At 71.4% G+C, this 20748-nt stretch carries 17 protein-coding genes, 1 tRNA gene and 1 pseudogene; 15 read left to right on the plus strand and 4 right to left on the minus strand.

What is annotated here, in order from left to right:
• The 3 genes and pseudogenes from ACFVS9_RS03610 to ACFVS9_RS03620 all read left to right on the plus strand — a co-directional run.
• Positions 1–362 (plus strand): annotated as a pseudogene (locus ACFVS9_RS03610) (2-oxoacid:ferredoxin oxidoreductase subunit beta); the annotation flags it as partial.
• Positions 363–429: 67 nt separating this feature from the next.
• Positions 430–1113 (plus strand): formylglycine-generating enzyme family protein, encoded by a 684-nt coding sequence (locus ACFVS9_RS03615; protein WP_389929809.1) that lies wholly within the window; start codon positions 430–432, stop codon positions 1111–1113.
• A 97-nt stretch (positions 1114–1210) separates the two neighbouring features.
• Positions 1211–1942, plus strand: a complete 732-nt coding sequence (locus tag ACFVS9_RS03620) for a hypothetical protein (protein ID WP_383118516.1) — start codon at positions 1211–1213, stop codon at positions 1940–1942.
• Positions 1943–2468: 526 nt separating this feature from the next.
• Here the strand turns inward: ACFVS9_RS03620 and ACFVS9_RS03625 are convergent.
• The 4 genes from ACFVS9_RS03625 to ACFVS9_RS03640 all read right to left on the minus strand — a co-directional run bounded on the left by ACFVS9_RS03625 (position 2469) and on the right by ACFVS9_RS03640 (position 5486).
• A complete protein-coding gene (locus ACFVS9_RS03625) occupies positions 2469–3098 on the minus strand; it encodes a hypothetical protein (RefSeq protein ID WP_389929811.1) in 630 nt (209 codons plus the stop codon).
• 7 nt (positions 3099–3105) lie between these two features.
• On the minus strand, positions 3106–4572 hold the full coding sequence (locus tag ACFVS9_RS03630) for a hypothetical protein (RefSeq protein ID WP_389929813.1): 1467 nt from the start codon (positions 4570–4572) through the stop codon (positions 3106–3108).
• Positions 4573–4620: 48 nt separating this feature from the next.
• Positions 4621–5091 (minus strand): hypothetical protein, encoded by a 471-nt coding sequence (locus tag ACFVS9_RS03635; protein ID WP_389929815.1) that lies wholly within the window; start codon positions 5089–5091, stop codon positions 4621–4623.
• A 323-nt stretch (positions 5092–5414) separates the two neighbouring features.
• Positions 5415–5486: transfer RNA gene (locus ACFVS9_RS03640), tRNA-Arg, on the minus strand.
• 161 nt (positions 5487–5647) lie between these two features.
• Between ACFVS9_RS03640 and ACFVS9_RS03645 the strand changes: the two genes are divergently transcribed.
• From ACFVS9_RS03645 to prmC, 12 genes are all read left to right on the plus strand, one after another.
• Positions 5648–6130: a PleD family two-component system response regulator gene (locus ACFVS9_RS03645; protein ID WP_383118512.1), complete on the plus strand. Its 483-nt coding sequence runs from the start codon at positions 5648–5650 to the stop codon at positions 6128–6130.
• Between the two features lie 79 nt (positions 6131–6209).
• Positions 6210–7277 carry an ArgS-related anticodon-binding protein NrtL gene (gene nrtL, locus ACFVS9_RS03650; protein WP_389929817.1) on the plus strand — a complete coding sequence of 356 codons (1068 nt, stop codon included), beginning with the start codon at positions 6210–6212 and terminating at the stop codon, positions 7275–7277.
• Between the two features lie 30 nt (positions 7278–7307).
• Positions 7308–8699, plus strand: a complete 1392-nt coding sequence (gene lysA, locus ACFVS9_RS03655) for a diaminopimelate decarboxylase (protein WP_383118510.1) — start codon at positions 7308–7310, stop codon at positions 8697–8699.
• A gap of 95 nt (positions 8700–8794) precedes the next feature.
• Positions 8795–10105, plus strand: a complete 1311-nt coding sequence (locus ACFVS9_RS03660) for a homoserine dehydrogenase (protein WP_389929819.1) — start codon at positions 8795–8797, stop codon at positions 10103–10105.
• 6 nt (positions 10106–10111) lie between these two features.
• On the plus strand, positions 10112–11182 hold the full coding sequence (thrC, locus tag ACFVS9_RS03665) for a threonine synthase (RefSeq protein ID WP_383118508.1): 1071 nt from the start codon (positions 10112–10114) through the stop codon (positions 11180–11182).
• Positions 11183–11445: 263 nt separating this feature from the next.
• Positions 11446–12363 carry a homoserine kinase gene (gene thrB, locus ACFVS9_RS03670; RefSeq protein ID WP_383118507.1) on the plus strand — a complete coding sequence of 306 codons (918 nt, stop codon included), beginning with the start codon at positions 11446–11448 and terminating at the stop codon, positions 12361–12363.
• A gap of 387 nt (positions 12364–12750) precedes the next feature.
• Positions 12751–14823, plus strand: coding sequence for a transcription termination factor Rho (gene rho, locus ACFVS9_RS03675; RefSeq protein WP_383118506.1), 2073 nt, complete (start codon positions 12751–12753; stop codon positions 14821–14823).
• A 252-nt stretch (positions 14824–15075) separates the two neighbouring features.
• A complete protein-coding gene (locus ACFVS9_RS03680; RefSeq protein WP_389929822.1) occupies positions 15076–16905 on the plus strand; it encodes a trypsin-like serine protease in 1830 nt (609 codons plus the stop codon).
• A 184-nt stretch (positions 16906–17089) separates the two neighbouring features.
• A complete protein-coding gene (locus ACFVS9_RS03685; protein ID WP_389929824.1) occupies positions 17090–18193 on the plus strand; it encodes an LCP family protein in 1104 nt (367 codons plus the stop codon).
• A 177-nt stretch (positions 18194–18370) separates the two neighbouring features.
• Positions 18371–18595: a 50S ribosomal protein L31 gene (rpmE, locus tag ACFVS9_RS03690; RefSeq protein ID WP_099174467.1), complete on the plus strand. Its 225-nt coding sequence runs from the start codon at positions 18371–18373 to the stop codon at positions 18593–18595.
• Between the two features lie 148 nt (positions 18596–18743).
• Positions 18744–19820, plus strand: a complete 1077-nt coding sequence (gene prfA, locus ACFVS9_RS03695) for a peptide chain release factor 1 (RefSeq protein WP_383115075.1) — start codon at positions 18744–18746, stop codon at positions 19818–19820.
• Between the two features lie 51 nt (positions 19821–19871).
• Positions 19872–20717: a peptide chain release factor N(5)-glutamine methyltransferase gene (prmC, locus tag ACFVS9_RS03700; RefSeq protein WP_383115074.1), complete on the plus strand. Its 846-nt coding sequence runs from the start codon at positions 19872–19874 to the stop codon at positions 20715–20717.
• Positions 20718–20748 lie beyond the last annotated feature (31 nt).

Raw genomic sequence — 20748 nt, forward strand, 5'->3', positions numbered from 1 at the left:
AAGAAGCGGTGATCCGCCTCGAACACGGCAAACCGATCCGCTTCGGCACCGAAGGCTCCAAAGGCGTCGTCCGCGACCCCCTCACCGGAGACCTCGCCGTCGTCGCGGTCACCGAGGACAACCAGTCCCAGATCCTCGTCCACGACGCCCACAACCCCAGCCCCACCACCGCCTTCGCCCTCACCCGCCTCGCCGACCCCGACACCCTCCACCACACCCCCATCGGAGTCCTGCGCAGCGTCGAACGCCCCGTCTACGACACCCTCATGACCGACCAGCTCGACACCGCGACCGAGCAGCACGGCAAGGGCGATCTCGACATCCTCCTCACCGGCAAGGACACCTGGACCGTCATCGGCTGACCCATGCCTCCGTAAGGTGTGCCCCGGAGGCCTGTGGGCCTCCCCCCGGCACAGAGAGGTCCACCGCATGCCCCCGCTCACCGACGACCCGCTGGCCGCCTCCATGCTCCGGATACCCGCCGGCACCGTGGAGCTCCGGGACGACCGCCGCGGCACCCGCCGGCGGGAGGAGGTCGAGCCCTTCCTGCTCAGCCGCCACCCCCTCACGGCCGGGCAGCACGCAACGGTCACCGGGACGGACCTCGCGCCCTCCCCGAGCGGTGCCTCGCCCGTGACGGACATCAGCTGGCTCGACGCCGTCGAGGTCTGCAACCTGCTCTCGGCGCGAGCCGGACTGGACCCGGCCTACATCCGTGACGCACCGGATGGTGAGGTGACCTGGAACCGCGCCTCGCGCGGCTACCGGCTGCCGACCGAGGCCGAGTGGCAGTACGCGTGCAGGGCGGGGACCGGGGGGTACCGGTACGGCGTGATCGACGAGATCGCCTGGTACGAGGCGAACTCCGGCGGGAGGGTCCACGACGTCGGCGGCCGGACGCCGAACGCCTGGGGCCTGCACGACATGCTGGGCAACGTCTGGGAGTGGTGCTGGGACCTCTACGACGAGGAGGTCTACGGCTCGTACCGCATCTTCCGCGGCGGCGGGTGGGCCGAGCCGGAGCGCGGCTGCGGGGCCACGGTCCGCCGCCGCAGCCATCCCACCTTCGCGATCGACGACCTCGGCCTCCGCCCGGCCCGCAGTGTGGACTGACCGTCAGGGCCGTGCGGGCGGGCAGCCGGAGGGGCGGAAAACCGTACGGGTGAACGAGATGGCGTGAGGTACGTTTCTGTCACTCGAAGGGGGCGAAGTGACGAAGCTCAACCAGATCATCGCCGTGGAGAAGGGTGTCAAGGGCAAGTCGCTCCAGGACATCACCGCGGCCCACCACAAGGTGCAGAAGCCGGCGCTGCTGGCCGGCATCTCGCGTACGTACCAGCCGAAGGACGAGGAGGGCGAGCAGCTCCCGCCCGAGTCCGCGCGGGTGCAGGTCAAGGCCGAGGAGGCCCTGCGTGAGATGTCCGCGTCGCTGACCCGGCTGTTCGACGTGACCGCGACGAAGGACTGGGCGAACTGCTCGGCCCGCGCGGACGTCACCGTGGACGGCCGTACGATCGTCGCCGAGGTCCCGGTCAGCTACCTGCTGTTCCTGGAGAAGCAGCTCACCGACCTGCACACCTTCGTGAAGAAGCTTCCCGTCCTGGACGCCTCCGAGTCCTGGTCGCTCGACCCGTCGACGGACTGGTGGAAGACGGACCCGGTCCGCACGATCCGGACGAAGAAGGTCCCCCGCAACCACGTCAAGGCCGAGGCGACCGACAAGCACCCGGCGCAGGTCGACGTCTACTACGAGGACGTGCCCATCGGGTACTGGACGACCGTGAAGTTCTCCGGAGCCCTCCCCGCGCGGCGGGTGAACGAGCTGCTGGAGCGGGTCGAGAAGCTCCAGCACGCGGTGAAGTTCGCCCGTGAGGAGGCCAACGGCGCCGAGGTCACCGACCAGCGGGTCGGGGACGCGGTGTTCGGCTACCTGTTCGGCTGACGCCGGACGTGAGGCGGCACCCCCGAGAACGCCCCCGCGCCCAGTCGTGGGGGCTGCGCACCCTGCACGAGGCGGACATGAGGTCCGCCCCGTGTGACGAGCGCAAGCTGAAACTGACGTTCAGCCTGAAGACGCGGTGAAGGTGAAGGTTCGAGTCCTTCCCCCGGCACCACCTGCCGGGGTGGCCCAACATGGCAGAGGCAGCCGTGATCACACTCAGACTCTCGCTCCAGCTTCAGTATCGCCGCCGATTGCCAGATCGACCGAGTACGGACGAACACCGTTGAATGCTGGTTCGAATCCGGCCTGCGCCTCTGCACGGCGCGGTAGTTCAAAGGAAGAACGCGACGGTCTGACGACTGATCCGCACTCTTAAACGGCGCTGGCAAGCGCAATTGGGTGGCAACCCCAGGGGCCCGGGAGCTGGATACGACTCCCGGGCTCCGCCATGTCCGGGCGGTGCGGGAAGGGTGTGCCACCCGGCGGTGCCGGGCACCGTGCCCGCCCCCCGAGGCCCGCACCGGGGTCAGGGGGCCTCGCCCGCGGGAGGGGGCGTCACGGACGGCTCGATGGTCGACCGGACGTAGATCCGCGTGGTGCCGGGGGAGAACTCGTGGGCGAACAGGTCGACGCAGCGCTGGAGGTGGGTGCCCTCCGGGGTCGTGAGGCCGTCCGGGCACAGGCTGATCTTCCGCAGGCCCCGGACGAACGTCTCCGGTTCCGGCAGTCCGAGGTGGCCGAAGGCCGCCGCGGGCCGGTAGCCCTTCGCCTCGGGACGGGAGTTGGCGATCATCTCGGTGCCGTCCGGAACGAGCCGGCCGGTGTACGTCCTCGCCTCCTCGGCCGGGAGCACGAAGGACAGCAGACCGGTGTCGTAGCGCTCCCCGGTCTTGTAACCCGCCCGGCGGTCCGATGCCGTGTCCGGGATGCGGATGCCCATCTGGGTGCCCATCCAGGCGGGCGTGGCCCCTTCCTCCCAGCAGCAGGTCATCTCCTTGTCCGACGAGTCCGACGACACCTTCTCCGCGACGCAGGAGACCACGCCCACGGTGGCGGCGACGCAGGCGAGGAACACCGACAGGACGACCACGGCGACGGGTACACGACGGCGGCGTACGGGCGGCTCACCGGGAGCGGTCTCGTTCAGGCTCTTCATCGGTCCTCTATCGCGCTTCCTGCTGCTCACGGCCCGGGTCCGTACGGCCCCCCTCGCGCCCCGGCCCGTCCGGCGCGGGCAGGGAATCCTGGTTCGGGGCGGATCCGCCCAGATCGTAGTGCTTGACGGAACTGCTGCCCGCCATGTCGAACTCCTGGGCGATGCCCGTGGTGTGGAGGCGGGCCATCTGGCCGTCCGGAATGCTCATGTCGCTGCCCCAGGGCAGGTCGATGGTCACCCCCTTGTCCTCGTCCCAGTTGTAGCGGTCCCACGCGTTGGCCTGGTAGTCGAGACCGACCTGGGGACGGCCGCTCGCATCCGGTACGACGGTGACCACCCCCGTCACGTTCGACCGGGTCGAACCGACGGCGTAGAACCAGTTCTCACTGACGTCCTTGGTGAAACTGAAGTCCCGGTTGCCCGTCTCCACCTGCATCGAGACCGGCTGTCCGCCGTTCCGCCCGAACTCCGCGAGGGCCTCCTCACGCCAGGTGTCCTGCTTCTCCCTGATGCCGTTCTCGATGTGGTCACGGAAACCGGGCACGTCCGACATCGTCGTGTCGACGGGCAGGTCCATGTCCGTGCCGCTGTTCCCCAGGTAGTGCGCCATGTGCCGGGCGGCGTCGCTGTCGCCCGTCCAGTCGGCGGCCTCCGCGATCAGATTCATCTTCTCCCGGGTCCTGCGCTCCTCGGCCCCGGGCTCCTCCGCACCGTGGCGTCCGGAACCCCGGTCGGGAGCGGCCTGCTTGACGGACGGGGCGAGCAGGCCCGCCGCGAGGAGGTCGTCCTTGTGCCCGGCCCACAGCTCCGCACGGGCCCGGGGGCTCAGCGACGTCCACAGCCGCCGCAGTTCGGCCCGCTGCGCGGTGTCCGCGTCCTCGCCGAGCGAGGCCAGTTTCATGGCGCGCGGCAGCTGGTCCTCGTCCAGCGAGGTGTACGTCGCGTGGCCCGCGTCGTGCGGGTCGCCGCCGTGGCTCCTCCTCAACGCCCGGGTGACGGACGCGTCGATCTCCGACGCGTGCGCCACGAGCCCCGTGAGGGTGTCGGCGTACCACTGCATCAGGTCCTTGGTCCGCTGGGACGTCCCGTCCACGTCGCAGAAGGCCTCGGTGACCTTCACGGTGCCGTCGGGGCCGTCCGTCACCAGCAGCCCGGGATCGGGGCCCGCCTGCCGGCCGGGGTCGCCCCTGCGGGCCTCCGCGGACAGTTCCCGTGCCCGCTTCTGCACGTGCGTCAGTTCACCGTGCGCGTCCACGAGGACGGCCGCGATGCTCCGGGCCTCCAGGTGGAGGTCCGCGACCTCCTTGGCCGTCGTGCGGACGAAGTCCTTGGTGACAGCGGCGTTCAGACCGGCCCAGTCGGCCCCGTCCGAGAGCTGGAGGAGACCGCTGTAGACCTCGGTCCGCAGCTTCTCCAGGCCGGTCACCGCCGCCGTCCAGTCACCGGCGGCCGCACCCAGCCTGCCCAGGTCCACCTCGATGAGATCCGTGTAGGAGAACCGCTCCCATGTCCCTGCCCCCGCTCACTTCACGTACTTCTCCAGCTCCGACACGGGCACGGCCGAGCCGTCCCGCCCCGTGAGATCGGCCTCGATCCGCACCTCATCGTTGGCGTGCGCCTTCTTCGAGTAGTCCAGGTGGTCGGAGATGTGCGCACACATCTGAAGGACCGTCCTCACCTGCGAACTCCACACCTCGAGGGTGGTGTACAACTCACCCCCCGCGCCGAGGTTCCGGCGCCGCAGCTCGGCCGCGGCCCGGGCGGTCGTCCCCGCGCCCTCCTTGTCGGCACCGGCGCCGGCGATGTCGGCGCACTTCTTCAGCTCACCGTGGACCCGGAACGCCTCGTTGCCGACCGCGCCGAGGTCGTCCTGGTGGACCACGAGGTCACCGTCGGTCCCCGACGGGCCGCCGGCCGTGTCGAGCGTCATCCGGGCGGCGCGCCGCTCCCGCGCGTCCCCCTTGAGCTCCGCCCACTCGTCGTCGAACGTCATGAGTCCCCCGGCTCCCGATCGTTGTCAACGCGCCATCGCCACAACGGTGTTGTGGCGTCATGGCCCGGATTCACCGTACTGCGCCGGCCGTCGGAACGCTCCCGGATCCGCACCTCGCCCACCGGGCGGCCCCACGGACGTCCACCGGCCGCGCCCCGCCGACCGGGAGCCCTGCCGCGCCGACGGCGGCCGGGCGGTCTCGGGGCGGGAAGGCTTTCCGGGGGAGCGCACCGCACGTCCGCCGGTCGGCGGGACCGGCCCGCCCGGGTACGCAAAAAAGGTCCTGACCCGCATTTCTGCTGGTCAGGACCTTCATCCGGAAGTGCCCCCGGCAGGATTCGAACCTGCGCACCCGGCTCCGGAGGCCGATGCTCTATCCCCTGAGCTACGGGGGCGGTGTCGCTGCGCTTGGCGGCGACGAGTGAAACCCTACCAGCTCCGGGCGGGTGTCCGGGAACGGGTATTCCGCGGCGCGGGGGCGGGCGGGCGACCCCGGAGGCCGGGGCCGCCCCCGGCGGTTCCCGGGCGGGCGCGGGCCGTCCCCCCGGGGACGGAAGTGGGCAAAACCCGGACGCAGCCACTCCGCCCGACCTACCCTCGAAGGGTGTCAGGGGCGTACGGCCGCGTGCTTGTTGTAGACGACAACAAGGTCATCCGGCAGCTGATCAGGGTCAACCTCGAGCTGGAGGGCTTCGAGGTCGTGACCGCGGCCGATGGCGTCGAGTGCCTGGACCTGGTGCACGAGGTCTGCCCGGACGTGATCACTCTTGACGTGGTGATGCCCAGACTCGACGGGATACAGACCGCGGCCCGACTGCGCGCCGACCCGCGCACCGGGCATCTCCCGGTCGCCGTCATCAGCGCCTGCGCACCCCGCGAGGTGGGTTCCGGGGAGGACTCCGGGGTCGACGCGTTCCTGGCGAAGCCGTTCGAGCCCAGCGAGCTGGTGCGCCTGGTGCGCCGCCTCGCCCGCCGGGCGGATCCCGCCCCGTTCCGCGGCAGACGCGGGGCGGGGGCGGCCGGGAGCGCGGCCGGCTGACCCCGTGGCCGGACCGACCGCTGCCCGCATGGCGAAACCGGTTGGCGAAGTGACCCCCTCCCTCCCATACGCTGGTGACGTGACCCCCGCAGATCTCTCCCGGACCGTGCTGCACGCTGTGCGCCGCGCGGTCGACGAGGACGCCCTGCGCGCGCCGGTGCCCGCGCGCGTGCGGGTGGAGCGGACACGGCCCGGCGGCAGCGGCGACTACGCCTGCGCCGTCGCCCTCCAGCTGGCAGGCCCCGCCGGCCTCCCGGCCCGGGAGGTCGCCGCCCTGCTGCGGGACCGGGTCACCGGCGCCCCCGGGATCGGACGCGTCGAGGTCACCGGACCCGGATTCCTGAACTTCACGCTGGAGGCCACCGCAGGCGCCGAGGTCCGCGCCGCCCGGGTCCGCGAGATCCGGGAGCAGGGCCTGCGCTACGGGCGCGTCACCACGGAGGCCGGACGGCTCCACCGCCTGCACCACCCCCGCGAGGTCAGGGCCGCGGTCACCGCGCAGTGCGTGGCCCGCCTGCTGCGCACCCAGGGCAGCCAGGTGACCGTCGGCTGCTCCGGGGAGCCGGACCCCCGCTGGGCGGAGCTGCGGGTCACGGCCGGTGTGCGGCACGGCGACGGGGAGAGCGCCGGGATCCGCCCCGTCCCCGCCCGCGCCGAGGCGGGCGCGCTGCTGGAGCGCCTCGGGCGCGACGCCACGCTCTGGGGACTCCTGCGGCCCGCCGCCCACGACCACGCGCCGCTCGGCGACGACCTGCTCGTGCAGGGGGAGGGCAACCCGCTCTTCCTGGTCCGTTACGCCCACGCCCGCGCCCGGGCACTCGTCCGGGAAGGCGAGCGGCTCGGCCTCACCGGCGCGTACGAGCCGTCCGCCGACGTTCCCGCGCCCGCGCTGCACGCCGCGCTCGCCGACCACCCGGGCGTGCTCGCCGCCGCCGCCCGCCACCACGCGCCCGACCGGCTCGCCCGGCACCTGGAGACCACGGCGGACGCCTTCCTCGACTTCCAGGGCGCGACGCCGCCGCTCCCCGCCGGCGACGAGAAACCCTCGGCCGCCCACCGCTCCCGGCTGGCCCTTGCCGAAGCCGCCGGGAAGGTGCTGGCAGGCGGCCTGTCCGTGCTCGGCATCAGCGCGCCCCCGCACCTCTGATCCAGAGACCTGAGAGAGCAGAGCAGAACGATGAGCCGATCCGCACACCCCGCCGGGCCCCGTCACGCCGACGTCCTCCCCGAGGGCCACTACACCGCCCCGGCGACCGACCTCAACGAGCTGGACGCGAAGGTCTGGTCCCGTACCGTCACCCGTGACGCGGACGGCGCGCTCACCGTCGGCGGGATCGGAGTGGCCCGGCTGGCCGAGGAGTTCGGTACGCCGGCCTACTTCCTGGACGAGTCCGACTTCCGGGCGCGCTGCCGTGCCTGGGCGGACGCCTTCGGCGCGGACGCCGACGTGTTCTACGCCGGGAAGGCCTTCCTCTCGCGCGCCGTGGTGCGCTGGCTCACCGAGGAGGGGCTGAACCTGGACGTCTGCTCCGGCGGCGAGCTGGCCACCGCGCTGGACGCGGGGATGCCCGCCGAGCGCATCGCCTTCCACGGCAACAACAAGACCGTCGCCGAGATCGAGCGGGCCGTCGAGGCGGGCGTCGGGCGGATCGTGCTGGACTCCTTCCAGGAGATCGCCCGGGTCTCGCACATCGCCCAGCGGCTCGGCACCCGCCAGCGCGTCCAGATCCGTGTCACGGTCGGCGTCGAGGCGCACACCCACGAGTTCATCGCCACCGCGCACGAGGACCAGAAGTTCGGCATCGCGCTGGCGGACGGGCAGGCCGCCGAGGCGGTCCGCAGGGCGCTCACCCTGGACGGCCTGGAGCTCATCGGCATCCACTCGCACATCGGTTCGCAGATCTTCGACATGGCCGGCTTCGAGGTCTCGGCGCGCCGCGTCGTGCAGCTGCTCGCCCAGGTCCGCGACGAGCACGGCGTCGAACTGCCCGAGATCGACCTCGGCGGCGGCCTCGGGATCGCGTACACCTCCGACGACGACCCCCGCGAGCCGCACGAGATCGCCAAGGCGCTCGGCGACATCGTGACCCGCGAGTGCGAGTCCGCCGGGCTGCGCACCCCGCGCATCTCCGTCGAGCCGGGCCGCGCGATCGTCGGCCCGACCGCGTTCACGCTGTACGAGGTCGGCACCATCAAGCCCCTCGAAGGCCTGCGGACGTACGTCAGCGTCGACGGCGGCATGTCGGACAACATCCGTACCGCGCTCTACGACGCCGAGTACAGCGTCTCCCTCGTCTCGCGCACCTCCGACGCCGAGCCGATGCTCGTCCGCGTGGTCGGCAAGCACTGCGAGAGCGGCGACATCGTGGTCAAGGACGCGTTCCTGCCGGCCGACCTCGCCCCCGGAGACCTGATCGCGGTGCCCGCCACCGGCGCCTACTGCCGTTCCATGGCGAGCAACTACAACCACGCCCTGCGCCCGCCCGTCGTCGCTGTGCGTGACGGACAGGCCCGGGTCATCGTCCGGCGCGAGACGGAGGAAGATCTCCTGCGTCTCGATGTCGGCTGATGAAATTCACATCTCAAAATCCGGACGGGTGGCAGAATCCCCCGTCCGGTGAGTGAGACTGGTCCACACATCAGAAGTATGAGAAACGAGGTCGGATGATGCGTACGCGTCCGCTGAAGGTGGCGCTGCTGGGCTGTGGAGTGGTCGGCTCAGAGGTGGCGCGCATCATGACGACGCACGCCGACGACCTCGCCGCGCGCATCGGTGCGCCGGTCGAGCTCGCCGGTGTCGCCGTGCGCCGGCCCTCCAAGGTGCGCGAGGGCATCGACCCCGCGCTGATCACCACCGACGCGACCGCCCTGGTCAAACGGGGCGACATCGACGTCGTCATCGAGGTCATCGGGGGCATCGAGCCCGCCCGCACGCTCATCACGACCGCCTTCGAGCACGGGGCGGGCGTGGTCTCGGCCAACAAGGCGCTGCTCGCCGAGGACGGCTCCGCGCTGCACGCCGCCGCCGAGAAGCACGGCAGGGACCTCTACTACGAGGCGGCCGTGGCCGGCGCCATCCCGCTCGTACGGCCGCTCCGCGAGTCCCTCGCGGGGGACAAGGTCAACCGGGTGATCGGCATCGTCAACGGCACGACCAACTTCATCCTCGACAAGATGGACACGAGCGGCGCCGGATACTCCGAGGCGCTCGACGAGGCCACCGCCCTCGGGTACGCCGAGGCCGACCCGACCGCCGACGTGGAGGGCTTCGACGCCGCCGCGAAGGCCGCGATCCTCGCCGGGATCGCCTTCCACACCCGGGTGCGGATCGGCGAGGTGCACCGCGAGGGCATCACCGAGGTCACCGCGGCCGACATCGCGTCCGCCCGCCGCATGGGCTGCACCGTCAAGCTCCTCGCCATCTGCGAGCGCGCCGCCGACGGCAGGTCCGTCACCGCCCGCGTGCACCCCGCGATGATCCCCCTCAGCCACCCGCTGGCCTCCGTCCGCGAGGCGTACAACGCGGTCTTCGTCGAGTCGGACGCCGCCGGACAGCTGATGTTCTACGGTCCCGGCGCCGGCGGCGCCCCGACCGCCTCCGCGGTCCTGGGCGACCTGGTCGCCGTCTGCCGCAACATCATCGGAGCGACCACCGGCCCCGGTGAGTCCGCGTACACGCGCCTGCCCGTCAGCCCCATGGGTGAGGTCGTCACGCGCTACCACATCAGTCTCGACGTGGCCGACAAGCCTGGCGTACTCGCCCAGGTCGCGACGGTCTTCGCCGAACAGGGCGTATCCATCGATACGGTCCGACAGCAGAGCCGGCCGGACAGTCAGGAAAACGGCGGCGAGGCATCCCTCGTCGTCGTCACCCACCGCGCGCCCGACGCCGCCCTCTCCGGGACCGTCGAGGCGCTGCGCAAGCTCGACACCGTGCGCGGTGTCGCCAGCATCATGCGTGTTGAAGGGGAGTAAGGACCCATGACCAGCAAGGGCACCCACCAGTGGCGCGGCATCATCGAGGAGTACCGGGACCGCCTTCCGGTCACGAGCACGACGCCGGTCGTCACACTCCGTGAGGGCGGTACGCCGCTCGTCCCGGCGCAGGTCCTCTCCGAGCGCACGGGCTGCGAGGTGCACCTCAAGGTCGAGGGCGCCAACCCCACCGGTTCGTTCAAGGACCGCGGCATGACCATGGCGATCACCCGGGCGAAGGAGGAGGGCGCGCAGGCCGTCATCTGCGCCTCCACCGGCAACACCTCCGCCTCCGCCGCGGCGTACGCCGTCCGCGCCGGCATGGTCTGCGCCGTGCTCGTGCCGCGGGGCAAGATCGCGCTCGGCAAGATGGGGCAGGCCCTCGTCCACGGTGCGAAGATCCTCCAGGTCGACGGCAACTTCGACGACTGCCTCACCCTGGCCCGCAGCCTCTCGGACAACTACCCGGTGGCGCTGGTCAATTCGGTCAACCCGGTGCGTATCGAGGGTCAGAAGACCGCGGCGTTCGAGATCGTCGACGCGCTCGGCGACGCCCCCGACATCCACGTCCTGCCGGTCGGCAACGCGGGCAACATCACGGCCTACTGGAGGGGCTACACCGAGTACGCCAAGGACGCGGTCTCCACGCACACCCCGCGCATGTGGGGCTTCCAGGCCTCCGGGTCCGCCCCTATCGTGCGCGGCGAGATCGTCAAGGACCCCGCGACCATCGCCACCGCGATCCGCATCGGCAACCCCGCGTCCTGGCAGTTCGCGCTCGACGCGCGCGACGAGTCGGGCGGCCTCATCGACGAGGTCACGGACCGTCAGATCCTGTCCGCGTACCGCCTGCTGGCCTCGCAGGAGGGCGTCTTCGTGGAGCCCGCCTCCGCGGCGTCCGTGGCCGGTCTGCTGAAGGCCGCCGAAGAGGGCAGGGTCGACCGCGGCCAGAAGATCGTCTGCACGGTCACGGGCAACGGCCTCAAGGACCCCGACTGGGCCGTCGCGGGCGCCCCGCAGCCGGTCACCGTCCCGGTCGACGCGGTGGCCGCGGCCGAGAAGCTGGGCCTCGCCTAGCAGGCTCCGCCGCAGCTCGGCCGCCCGTCCGGGGCCAAGAGCGCATAGGAGGTGTGCGACACGCATCGTGCGCCTCCTGTGCGCCCTATGTCGCCACAGAACCTTCCTTCGATAAGCTGTACCCGACGGCCCCGCCGCGCGTGCCGCGGTGCTGCGGCCGTCGTGACCGCCGGGCCCCCGACCCCCCTCGCAACGGCACCCCACGCATGCCGAAGTACCCTGCACCACATCCCCGCCGCCGTACAGGAAGAGTCGTCCAACCGATGGCCGGTCCCGCGTTCCGAGCCGCCGCCGTACGGGTGCGCGTCCCCGCAACCAGCGCCAATCTGGGCCCGGGCTTCGACGCCCTCGGCCTGTCGCTGGGGCTCTACGACGACGTCGTCGTCCGCGTCGCCGACTCCGGGCTGCACATCGACATCGCGGGTGAGGGCGCCGAGACGCTGCCCCGCGACGAGAACCACCTGCTCGTACGCTCCCTGCGCACGGCCTTCGACCTGCTCGGCGGCCAGCCGCACGGCCTGGAGATCGTCTGCGCCAACCGCATCCCGCACGGCCGGGGCCTCGGGTCCTCGTCGGCCGCCATCTGCGCCGGGATCGTCGCCGCCCGCGCCGTCACGACGGGCGGCGAGGCCCGCCTCGACGACGCCGCGCTGCTGGAGCTGGCGACCGAGATCGAGGGACACCCCGACAACGTCGCCGCCTGCCTCCTCGGCGGATTCACCCTCGCCTGGATGGACGGCGGAGCCGCCAGGGCGATCCGGATGGATCCCGCGGAGTCCGTCGTCCCCGTGGTCTTCGTCCCGGCCACCCCGGTGCTCACCGAGACCGCCCGCGGCCTGCTGCCGCGCACCGTCCCCCATGTGGACGCGGCCGCCAACGCCGGCCGCGCGGCCCTGCTCGTCGAGGCCCTGACCCGGCGCCCCGAGCTCCTCCTCGCGGCCACCGAGGACCGGATCCACCAGGAGTACCGGGGCCCGGCGATGCCCGCCAGCGTGGAGCTGGTGAACCGGCTGCGCGCCGACGGCGTGCCCGCGGTCATCTCCGGCGCCGGGCCCACGGTGCTCGCGCTGACGGAGGAGGGTTCGGCCGACAAGGTCGCCCGGCTGGCGGGTGAGGGATGGGCCGCGAACCGGCTCGCTCTCGACGCGGCCGGGGCGAGCGTGCTGCCGCTCGCCGCGTAATCGCACGTGATTGCCGGTGCATGAGAGGGGGAATGTTTGTTGGAGCCGGTAGTGTTAACCTCAAGTCAGCAATCGACGTCTTCGTGGCGCGTTGCTTCGTGTCCCCTTCCGGGACCACCACTCTTCCGTGAGCCTCCCCGACTGCCTGAGCAGCCTGCCTGAGCTTTCGAGCACGCTCCGGAACCGGCACGACACCCTCTTGCTCGTCCAGGAGTGGGCCGAGCAGGGGGATCTCGCGCCGGACCCCGCACATTCGTCTCTCCGCCGTACCCGGCGGACCACCGCCCCGGCAAGGTCCGCGATCGACACGATCAACAGACCGCAGTCGGACAGCACAACCGGTCGCCGAGCCAGAAGGCCGACGTCCGCTCCAGGGAAGGACCCTTCGTGAGCGACACCACCGATCTGATGGGCGTGACTGCCGACAAGAGCGTCGACAGTTCCGCGCCCGCCGAAGGTGCTGCCACTGGCACCACCGCACGGCGCCGCCGCTCCGGCACCGGCCTCGAGGGCATGGTCCTGGCCGAGCTGCAGCAGGTCGCGTCCGGCCTCGGCATCAGGGGAACCGCGCGGATGCGCAAGAGCCAGCTGATCGAGGTCATCAAGGAGGCGCAGGCCGGAGGATCCTCCGCGCCCGCCCCCAAGGCCGCCGCTTCCGCCGCCGCGGACGCCGGGAGCAAGCCGAAGCGCCGCGCCACGTCCAAGTCGCGCACCGGTGACGAGAGCGCCGCCGCGCCGGCCGCCGACAAGGCCGCCGCGCAGCAGCAGATCGACATCCCCGGGCAGCCGGCCAGCGACGACCAGCCGACGGGCGAGCGCCGCCGTCGCCGGGCGACCGCGCAGGCGGGCAGCCCCGACACCAAGGCGGAGTCCAAGGCCGAGCCGAAGACGGACGCCGAGCCGAAGTCCGAGCCCAAGGGCGAGGGCCGCCAGGACCGCGCGGACGAGCGCGGCGAGGCGAAGGCCGACGCGAAGGCGGAGTCCGCCGCGGACACCGCCGAGGGCCGCCGGGGCGACCGCCAGGACGGCCGGCGGGGAGACCGCCAGGACCGTGGCGACCGCGGCGACCGCCGGGACCGGCAGCGCGACCGCCGGGGCAAGGGCGACGACCAGGGCCAGCAGGGCGGCGGACGCCGTCAGGGCCAGCAGGGCGGCGGCCAGGGCCAGGGCCAGCAGGGCGGCCAGCAGGGTGGCGGCCAGCAGGACGACGGTTACGACGACGAGGGCGGCCGGCGCGGGCGCCGGGGCCGCTACCGCGACCGCCGGGGCCGTCGAGGCCGCGACGACTTCGCGACCGACGTGCAGGTCGCCGACGACGACGTCCTGATCCCCGTCGCGGGCATCCTCGACATCCTCGACAACTACGCGTTCATCCGGACCTCCGGCTACCTGCCGGGCCCGAACGACGTGTACGTCTCGCTCGCCCAGGTCCGCAAGAACGGCCTGCGCAAGGGTGACCACGTCACCGGCGCCGTGCGCCAGCCCAAGGACGGCGAGCGCCGCGAGAAGTTCAACGCGCTGGTCCGCCTCGACTCCGTCAACGGCATGGCGCCCGAGACCGGCCGCGGCCGTCCGGAGTTCCAGAAGCTGACCCCGCTGTACCCGCAGGACCGGCTCCGTCTGGAGACCGACTCCAACGTCCTGACCACCCGGATCATCGACCTGGTCGCCCCGATCGGCAAGGGCCAGCGCGGCCTGATCGTGGCCCCGCCGAAGACCGGTAAGACCATGATCCTCCAGGCCATCGCCAACGCGATCACGGTCAACAGCCCCGAGTGCCACCTGATGGTCGTCCTGGTGGACGAGCGTCCGGAAGAGGTCACCGACATGCAGCGGTCGGTGAAGGGCGAGGTCATCTCCTCGACCTTCGACCGTCCCGCCGAGGACCACACCACGGTCGCCGAGCTCGCCATCGAGCGCGCGAAGCGCCTGGTGGAGCTCGGGCACGACGTGGTGGTCCTGCTGGACTCGATCACCCGTCTGGGCCGCGCCTACAACCTGGCGGCACCGGCCTCCGGCCGCATCCTGTCCGGTGGTGTCGACTCGACCGCGCTCTACCCGCCGAAGCGCTTCTTCGGTGCCGCGCGCAACATCGAGGACGGCGGCTCGCTGACCATCCTGGCCACCGCGCTCGTCGAGACCGGCTCGCGCATGGACGAGGTGATCTTCGAGGAGTTCAAGGGCACCGGCAACATGGAGCTCAAGCTCGACCGGAAGCTCTCGGACAAGCGCATCTTCCCGGCGGTGGACGTCGACGCGTCCAGCACGCGTAAGGAAGAGATCCTGCTCGGCACCGACGAGCTGGCCGTCACCTGGAAGCTGCGCCGGGTGCTCCACGCGCTCGACCAGCAGCAGGCCATCGAGCTGCTCCTGGACCGCATGAAGAAGACGCAGTCCAACGCGGAGTTCCTGCTCCAGATCCAGAAGACGACGCCGGGCAACGGCGGCGGCAACGACTGACGTCACCGCCCCGCGCACGCATGACAGATGCCCCGTCACGGAAGTGACGGGGCATCTGTCATGCGTGCGCCTATGGTGAGTTGTGTGATCACCTGAGTAACATGAGCCGGTCACGGTGGGGATCATCCGCCGCAGCGCAGGTCACCAGGGGGGCCTAGTACCGCGCTGCCCGTACGTCGTCGTACCCCGCCGCGACGCACATCTCGCTCATGGCAGGGCCGTGCGCCCGCCGCACACACAGGGGGTTGACGAGTGCAGATACGCACCAGAGGTGGCCGGTACAGACGTTCTCTGAGCGTGCTGATCCCGACCGTGGCGGTGGTGGCCGGGATGCTGGGAAGCGGTCTCGCCGCCACCGGTGCGCAGGCCGCCGAACCCGGGGGCAAGCCCCACCTCACCCAGTCCTCCGACCGGGTGGACGCACCGTCGCAGTCCGAACTGCGCACCCGCGCGTCCCGGTCGATGCAGGCCGACCAGAAGGCCAAGACCTCACTGGCACCCTCGGCGCTCGGCGCCGGTGCCGCCGGCGGCACGAAGAAGCCGGACGCGAAGATCATCGGCGGGTCCGAGACCACGATCTCGGCCGCTCCGTGGATGGCGCAGCTCCACTTCTTCGACGACAAGGACACGGCCGACCCCAGCGACGACGTCGGCTACTTCTGCGGCGGCTCCGTCGTCGCACCCACGAAGGTCGTCACCGCGGCGCACTGCGTCAAGGGACTCAAGTGGTACCTCGACAGCACGGTCATCGTGGGCACCGACCAACTGCCCACGGACACCGGCCGGATCGACGCCGACGGCTACCACGTCTACGACTTCCACGGAGGGCAGCTGCGCGGTGCCTACCGCCAGTGGCACCACCCGGCCTACGACGACGTCACGATCGACAACGACGTCGCGGTGCTGACGCTGACCTCCCCGGTGGACGTCAAGACCCTCCCGATCATGCGGAACACCGACACCGCGGTCTACGCCCCGGGCACCGCCGCGAAGGTCTACGGATGGGGCCGTACGAGTTCCACCGAGGAGGGGCTCGCCCAGACGCTGAAGGTCGCTCAGGCCGACATCAACGCGAACGCCGACTGCACCAGGGCGTGGGGCTCGTACTACGTCGTCGGACACATGGTCTGCGCCGGATCCCCGGCCACCGGAAGCGACGCCGACACCACGACCGTCTGCAACGGCGACTCCGGAGGCCCGCTGGTCGCCGACGGAATGCTGGTCGGGGTCGTCTCCTGGGGTGCCGAGGACTGCTCGGCCGAGGGCGCCTACTCGGTGTACGCGAAGATGAGCACGTACTCCGCGCCGGTCAAGGCCCGTGTCCACGACACGAACCTCAGCAACGACCACACGGCCGACCTGTTCGCCCGGCTGACCTCGTCCAGCACGCTGTACGAGTGGGACTCGTCGGTGACCAAGCTGACCCGGAAGTACGACTGGGGCGACGCCGGGGGCATCAACCTGCTCGTCCAGGCGGACCTGGACCGGGACGACAACCAGGACCTCCTCTACCGGGTGGGCAACGGGGACGTCTACTGGGACCACTGGGTCACCTCGACGCAGTCCTGGGCCGGCAAGCTGGTCGCCAAGGGGTGGGGCGCGCACAAGCAGATCCTGGTGCCCGGCGACCTCACCAACGACGGTCTGCCCGACATGCTCGCCGTCAACTCCGCGGGCAACCTGCACCTCTACCCCGGCAAGGGTGACGGGGGATTCCAGGCCCCGATCCTGATCGGCAGCGGCTGGGGGCAGTACAGCATGGTCCGCGGGCACGGCGACTTCACCAACGACGGGAAGCCCGACGTGCTGGCACGCGGCTCCGACGGGACCACCTACCTGTACAAGGGCACCAGTGACGCGACGGTGCCCTTCGAGCCCAGGGTGGCGGTGGCCTCCCTCGGCGCCCTCGACATGCTCGCCACGACCGGCGACGTGAACAGCGACGGCCACGCCGACCTGCTGGGCCGGGACACGGCCGGGAAGCTCTGGCTGTACCCGGGCAACGGCAAGTCCTCGGGTGCGATCTTCGCCACACGCGTGGCGTTCGGCACCGGCTGGAACAGCTACAACCTGTTCGGCTGAAACACCAGGTGAGCGCCGGGTCGCCGGCCCGCTCACCCGCATTTCCTGAGGCCCCCGCCGTCCGGCGGGGGCCTCAGCTCGCTGTGCGAGGCTGCTGGATGCTCCGGCGTCGCACCGAGTGACCGCCGGACCGCGCCCGTGCGCCACGGCAGGGGGTGACAGCGAGAAGCGGAAGAGGGAGCCCATGAGCGAGCAGAGCAGGAGCGCCGGCCGAATACGCGGGACCGGCAGCCGCCGGAGGAAGCCCCCGCGGGCCCGCCGGATGAAGCGGATCGCGCTGTGGGGCGCCGCCGCCCTCGTGGTCGTCGGGGGATCGGGGCTCGGTTACGCCTACTTCACGCTCAACGGGAACCTCAAGGGCGTCGACATCGACGCCGCCCTGGGGACCGCGCGGCCCGACGACGTGGACAACGGGTCGCAGGACATCCTGGTCCTGGGGTCGGACTCCCGCTCCGGTGCCAACTCCCGGTACGGCGCCGACGAGGGCACCGCGCGGGCGGACACCGCCATGATCGTCCACGTCGACGAGGGGCACACCTCCGCCAGCGTGGTCTCGGTCCCGAGGGACACCCTCGTCGACCGCCCCGCCTGCACGAGCGACACGACCGGCGAGCAGGTCGCCGCGGCGCACCGGACGATGTTCAACTCGGCCTACCAGGTCGGCGGACCCGCCTGCGCGGTGAAGACCGTCGAGGCCATGTCCGGCATCCGCATGGACCACTACGTCGAGGTCGACTTCACCGGCTTCAAGAAGCTCATCGACGTACTCGGCGGTGTCGAGATCACCACCTCGCAGGCCATCGACGACCCCGACAGCCATCTCCGGCTGGCGCCCGGCACCCACACCCTGGACGGGGAGCAGTCGCTCGGCCTCGTCCGCACGCGGCACAGCGTCGGCGACGGCAGCGACCTGGGCCGCATCCAGCTCCAGCAGGCGTTCGTGAAGGCCCTGATGGACCGGACGGCGAGCGTCGGGGTGTTCTCCGACCCGAAGACCCTCTTCCGGCTGGCGGACACCGCGACCAAGGCCCTCACCACCGACTCCCGGCTGGCCTCCGTCAAGAAGCTCACGGGCTTCGCCGCCGGGCTCAAGGGCCTCGGCTCGAAGAACGTCGACATGATCACGCTGCCCGTGCGGTACGACCCCGAGAACCCGAACCGCGTGCTGCCCCAGGAGAAGGCCGACCGGCAGGTGTGGGCGGCTCTCCGGCAGGACAGGCCCGTCCCGGCGTCCGCCACGGCCGGTTCGGCCGGGGACAAGGGCGATGCGGGGAAGGTCGTGCGATAAGGGCACCTTCCGTCACCGGACGGTCGCGGAACGTTCGCCGTACGCACGGGAATACACCTGGCCGGGTCCTCGTTTTGGGAGATACGGCCGGTCCTGGCAGACTGGTACGTCGGTCCCGGTTCACGGACGCGCAATCCGCGCGAACGACCCGGAACCCTCCCGAATCTAGGAGACACCTTGAAGCGCGACATCCACCCCGAGTACGTCGAGACGCAGGTCAGCTGCACCTGCGGTGCGTCGTTCACCACCCGGAGCACCCTTGAGGGCGGCGCCATCCGCGCCGACGTCTGCTCCGAGTGCCACCCGTTCTACACGGGCAAGCAGAAGATCCTCGACACCGGCGGCCGCGTGGCCCGCTTCGAGGCCCGCTTCGGCAAGGCCGCCGGCTCCGCCAGCAAGTAGCGAGCCACTGCGCCGGTTCCCGACGCCCTCCCACGGGCGCCGGGACCGGCGCTTTTTCCGGCTGTGCGGCCGGACGCGCCCCGGCGCTCCGGCGGCACACCGTCCAGCAGGCCCGCAGACGTATGACGCAGAAACCAGGAGCCCGAAGATGTTCGAGGCGGTCGAGGAACTGATCGGCGAGCACGCCGATCTCGAGAAGAAGCTCGCCGACCCGTCGGTCCACGCCGACCAGGCCAACGCGCGCAAGCTCAACAAGCGCTACGCGGAGCTGACCCCGATCGTCTCCACGTACCGGTCCTGGAAGCGGCTCGGTGACGACATCGGCACCGCCCGCGAATTCGCCGCGGACGACCCGGACTTCGCCGCGGAGGTCAAGGTCCTGGAGCGGCAGCGCGAGGAGACCACCGAGAAGCTCCGCCTCCTGCTGGTCCCGCGCGACCCCAGCGACGACAAGGACGTCCTCCTGGAGATCAAGGCGGGCGCGGGCGGCGACGAGTCCGCCCTGTTCGCCGGTGATCTGCTGCGCATGTACCTGCGCTACGCCGAGCGCGTCGGCTGGAAGACCGAGATCATCGACTCCACCGAGTCCGAGCTCGGCGGCTACAAGGACGTCCAGGTCGCCGTGAAGACCAAGGGCGGCAACGGCGCCACCGAGCCCGGCCAGGGCGTCTGGGCCCGGATGAAGTACGAGGGCGGCGTGCACCGCGTGCAGCGCGTGCCCTCCACCGAGTCCCAGGGCCGCATCCACACCTCGGCCGCCGGCGTGCTCGTCACGCCCGAGGCGGAGGAGGTCGACGTCGAGATCCACGCCAACGACCTGCGCATCGACGTCTACCGCTCCTCGGGCCCCGGCGGCCAGTCCGTCAACACCACGGACTCCGCCGTCCGCATCACACACCTGCCGACCGGCGTCGTCGCCTCCTGCCAGAACGAGAAGAGCCAGCTCCAGAACAAGGAGCAGGCCATGCGCATCCTGCGCTCCCGGCTGCTGGCCGCCGCCCAGGAGGCCGCCGAGCAGGAGGCCTCCGACGTACGCCGCAGCCAGGTGCGCACCGTGGACCGCTCCGAGAAGATCCGGACGTACAACTTCCCGGAAAACCGGATCTCCGACCACCGCGTCGGCTTCAAGGCGTACAACTTGGACCAGGTGCTCGACGGTGACCTCGACGCGGTCATCCAGGCCTGCGTCGACGCCGACTCCGCCGCCAAGCTCGCCGCCGCGTAAGGCGCGCAGGACCCGACCCGCCCCGCTCGTGAACCCGTACGGAGAACCGCGATGAACCTGCTGCTCGCCGAGGTGGCCCAGGCCACCCAGCGGCTGGCCGACGCCGGTGTCCCCTCGCCGCGCTTCGACGCCGAGGAGCTCGCCGCGTTCGTGCACGGCGTCAAGCGGGGCGAGCTGCACCATGTGCGGGACGCCGACTTCGACGCCCGCTACTGGGAGACGATCGCCCGCCGCGAGGCCCGCGAGCCGCTCCAGCACATCACCGGCCGGGCCTTCTTCCGCTACCTGGAGCTCCAGGTCGGCCCCGGTGTCTTCGTACCGCGCCCGGAGACCGAGTCGGTCGTCGGCTGGGCGATAGACGCCGTCCGCGCCATGGACGTCGTCGAGCCGCTGATCGCCGACCTCTGCACCGGATCGGGCGCCATCGCGCTCGCCATGGCGCAGGAGGTGCCGCGTTCGCGTGTGCACGCCGTGGAGCTGTCCGAGGACGCCCTGAGGTGGACCAGGAAGAACGCCGAGGGGTCCAGGGTCACCGTGCACCGCGGCGACGCCCTGAGCGCCCTTCCGGAGCTCGACGGCCAGGTCGACCTGGTCATCTCCAACCCGCCCTACATCCCGCTCACCGAGTGGGAGTACGTGGCGCCGGAGGCCCGTGACCACGACCCGCAGATGGCGTTGTTCTCCGGCGAGGACGGACTCGACACCATCCGCGGCATCGAACGCACCGCGCACCGGCTCCTGCGCCCCGGCGGGCTCGTCGTCATCGAGCACGCCGACACCCAGGGCGGCCAGGTGCCGTGGATCTTCACCGAGGAGCGTGGCTGGGCCGACGCGGCCGACCACCCCGACCTGAACAACCGGCCCCGGTTCGCGACGGCCCGCAAGGCCATGCCGTGACCACCGGGACACCGGCACCGCACGATCCCCA

It is taken from the genome of Streptomyces sp. NPDC058008 (genome assembly GCF_042886395.1).
Taxonomy (GTDB): domain Bacteria; phylum Actinomycetota; class Actinomycetes; order Streptomycetales; family Streptomycetaceae; genus Streptomyces.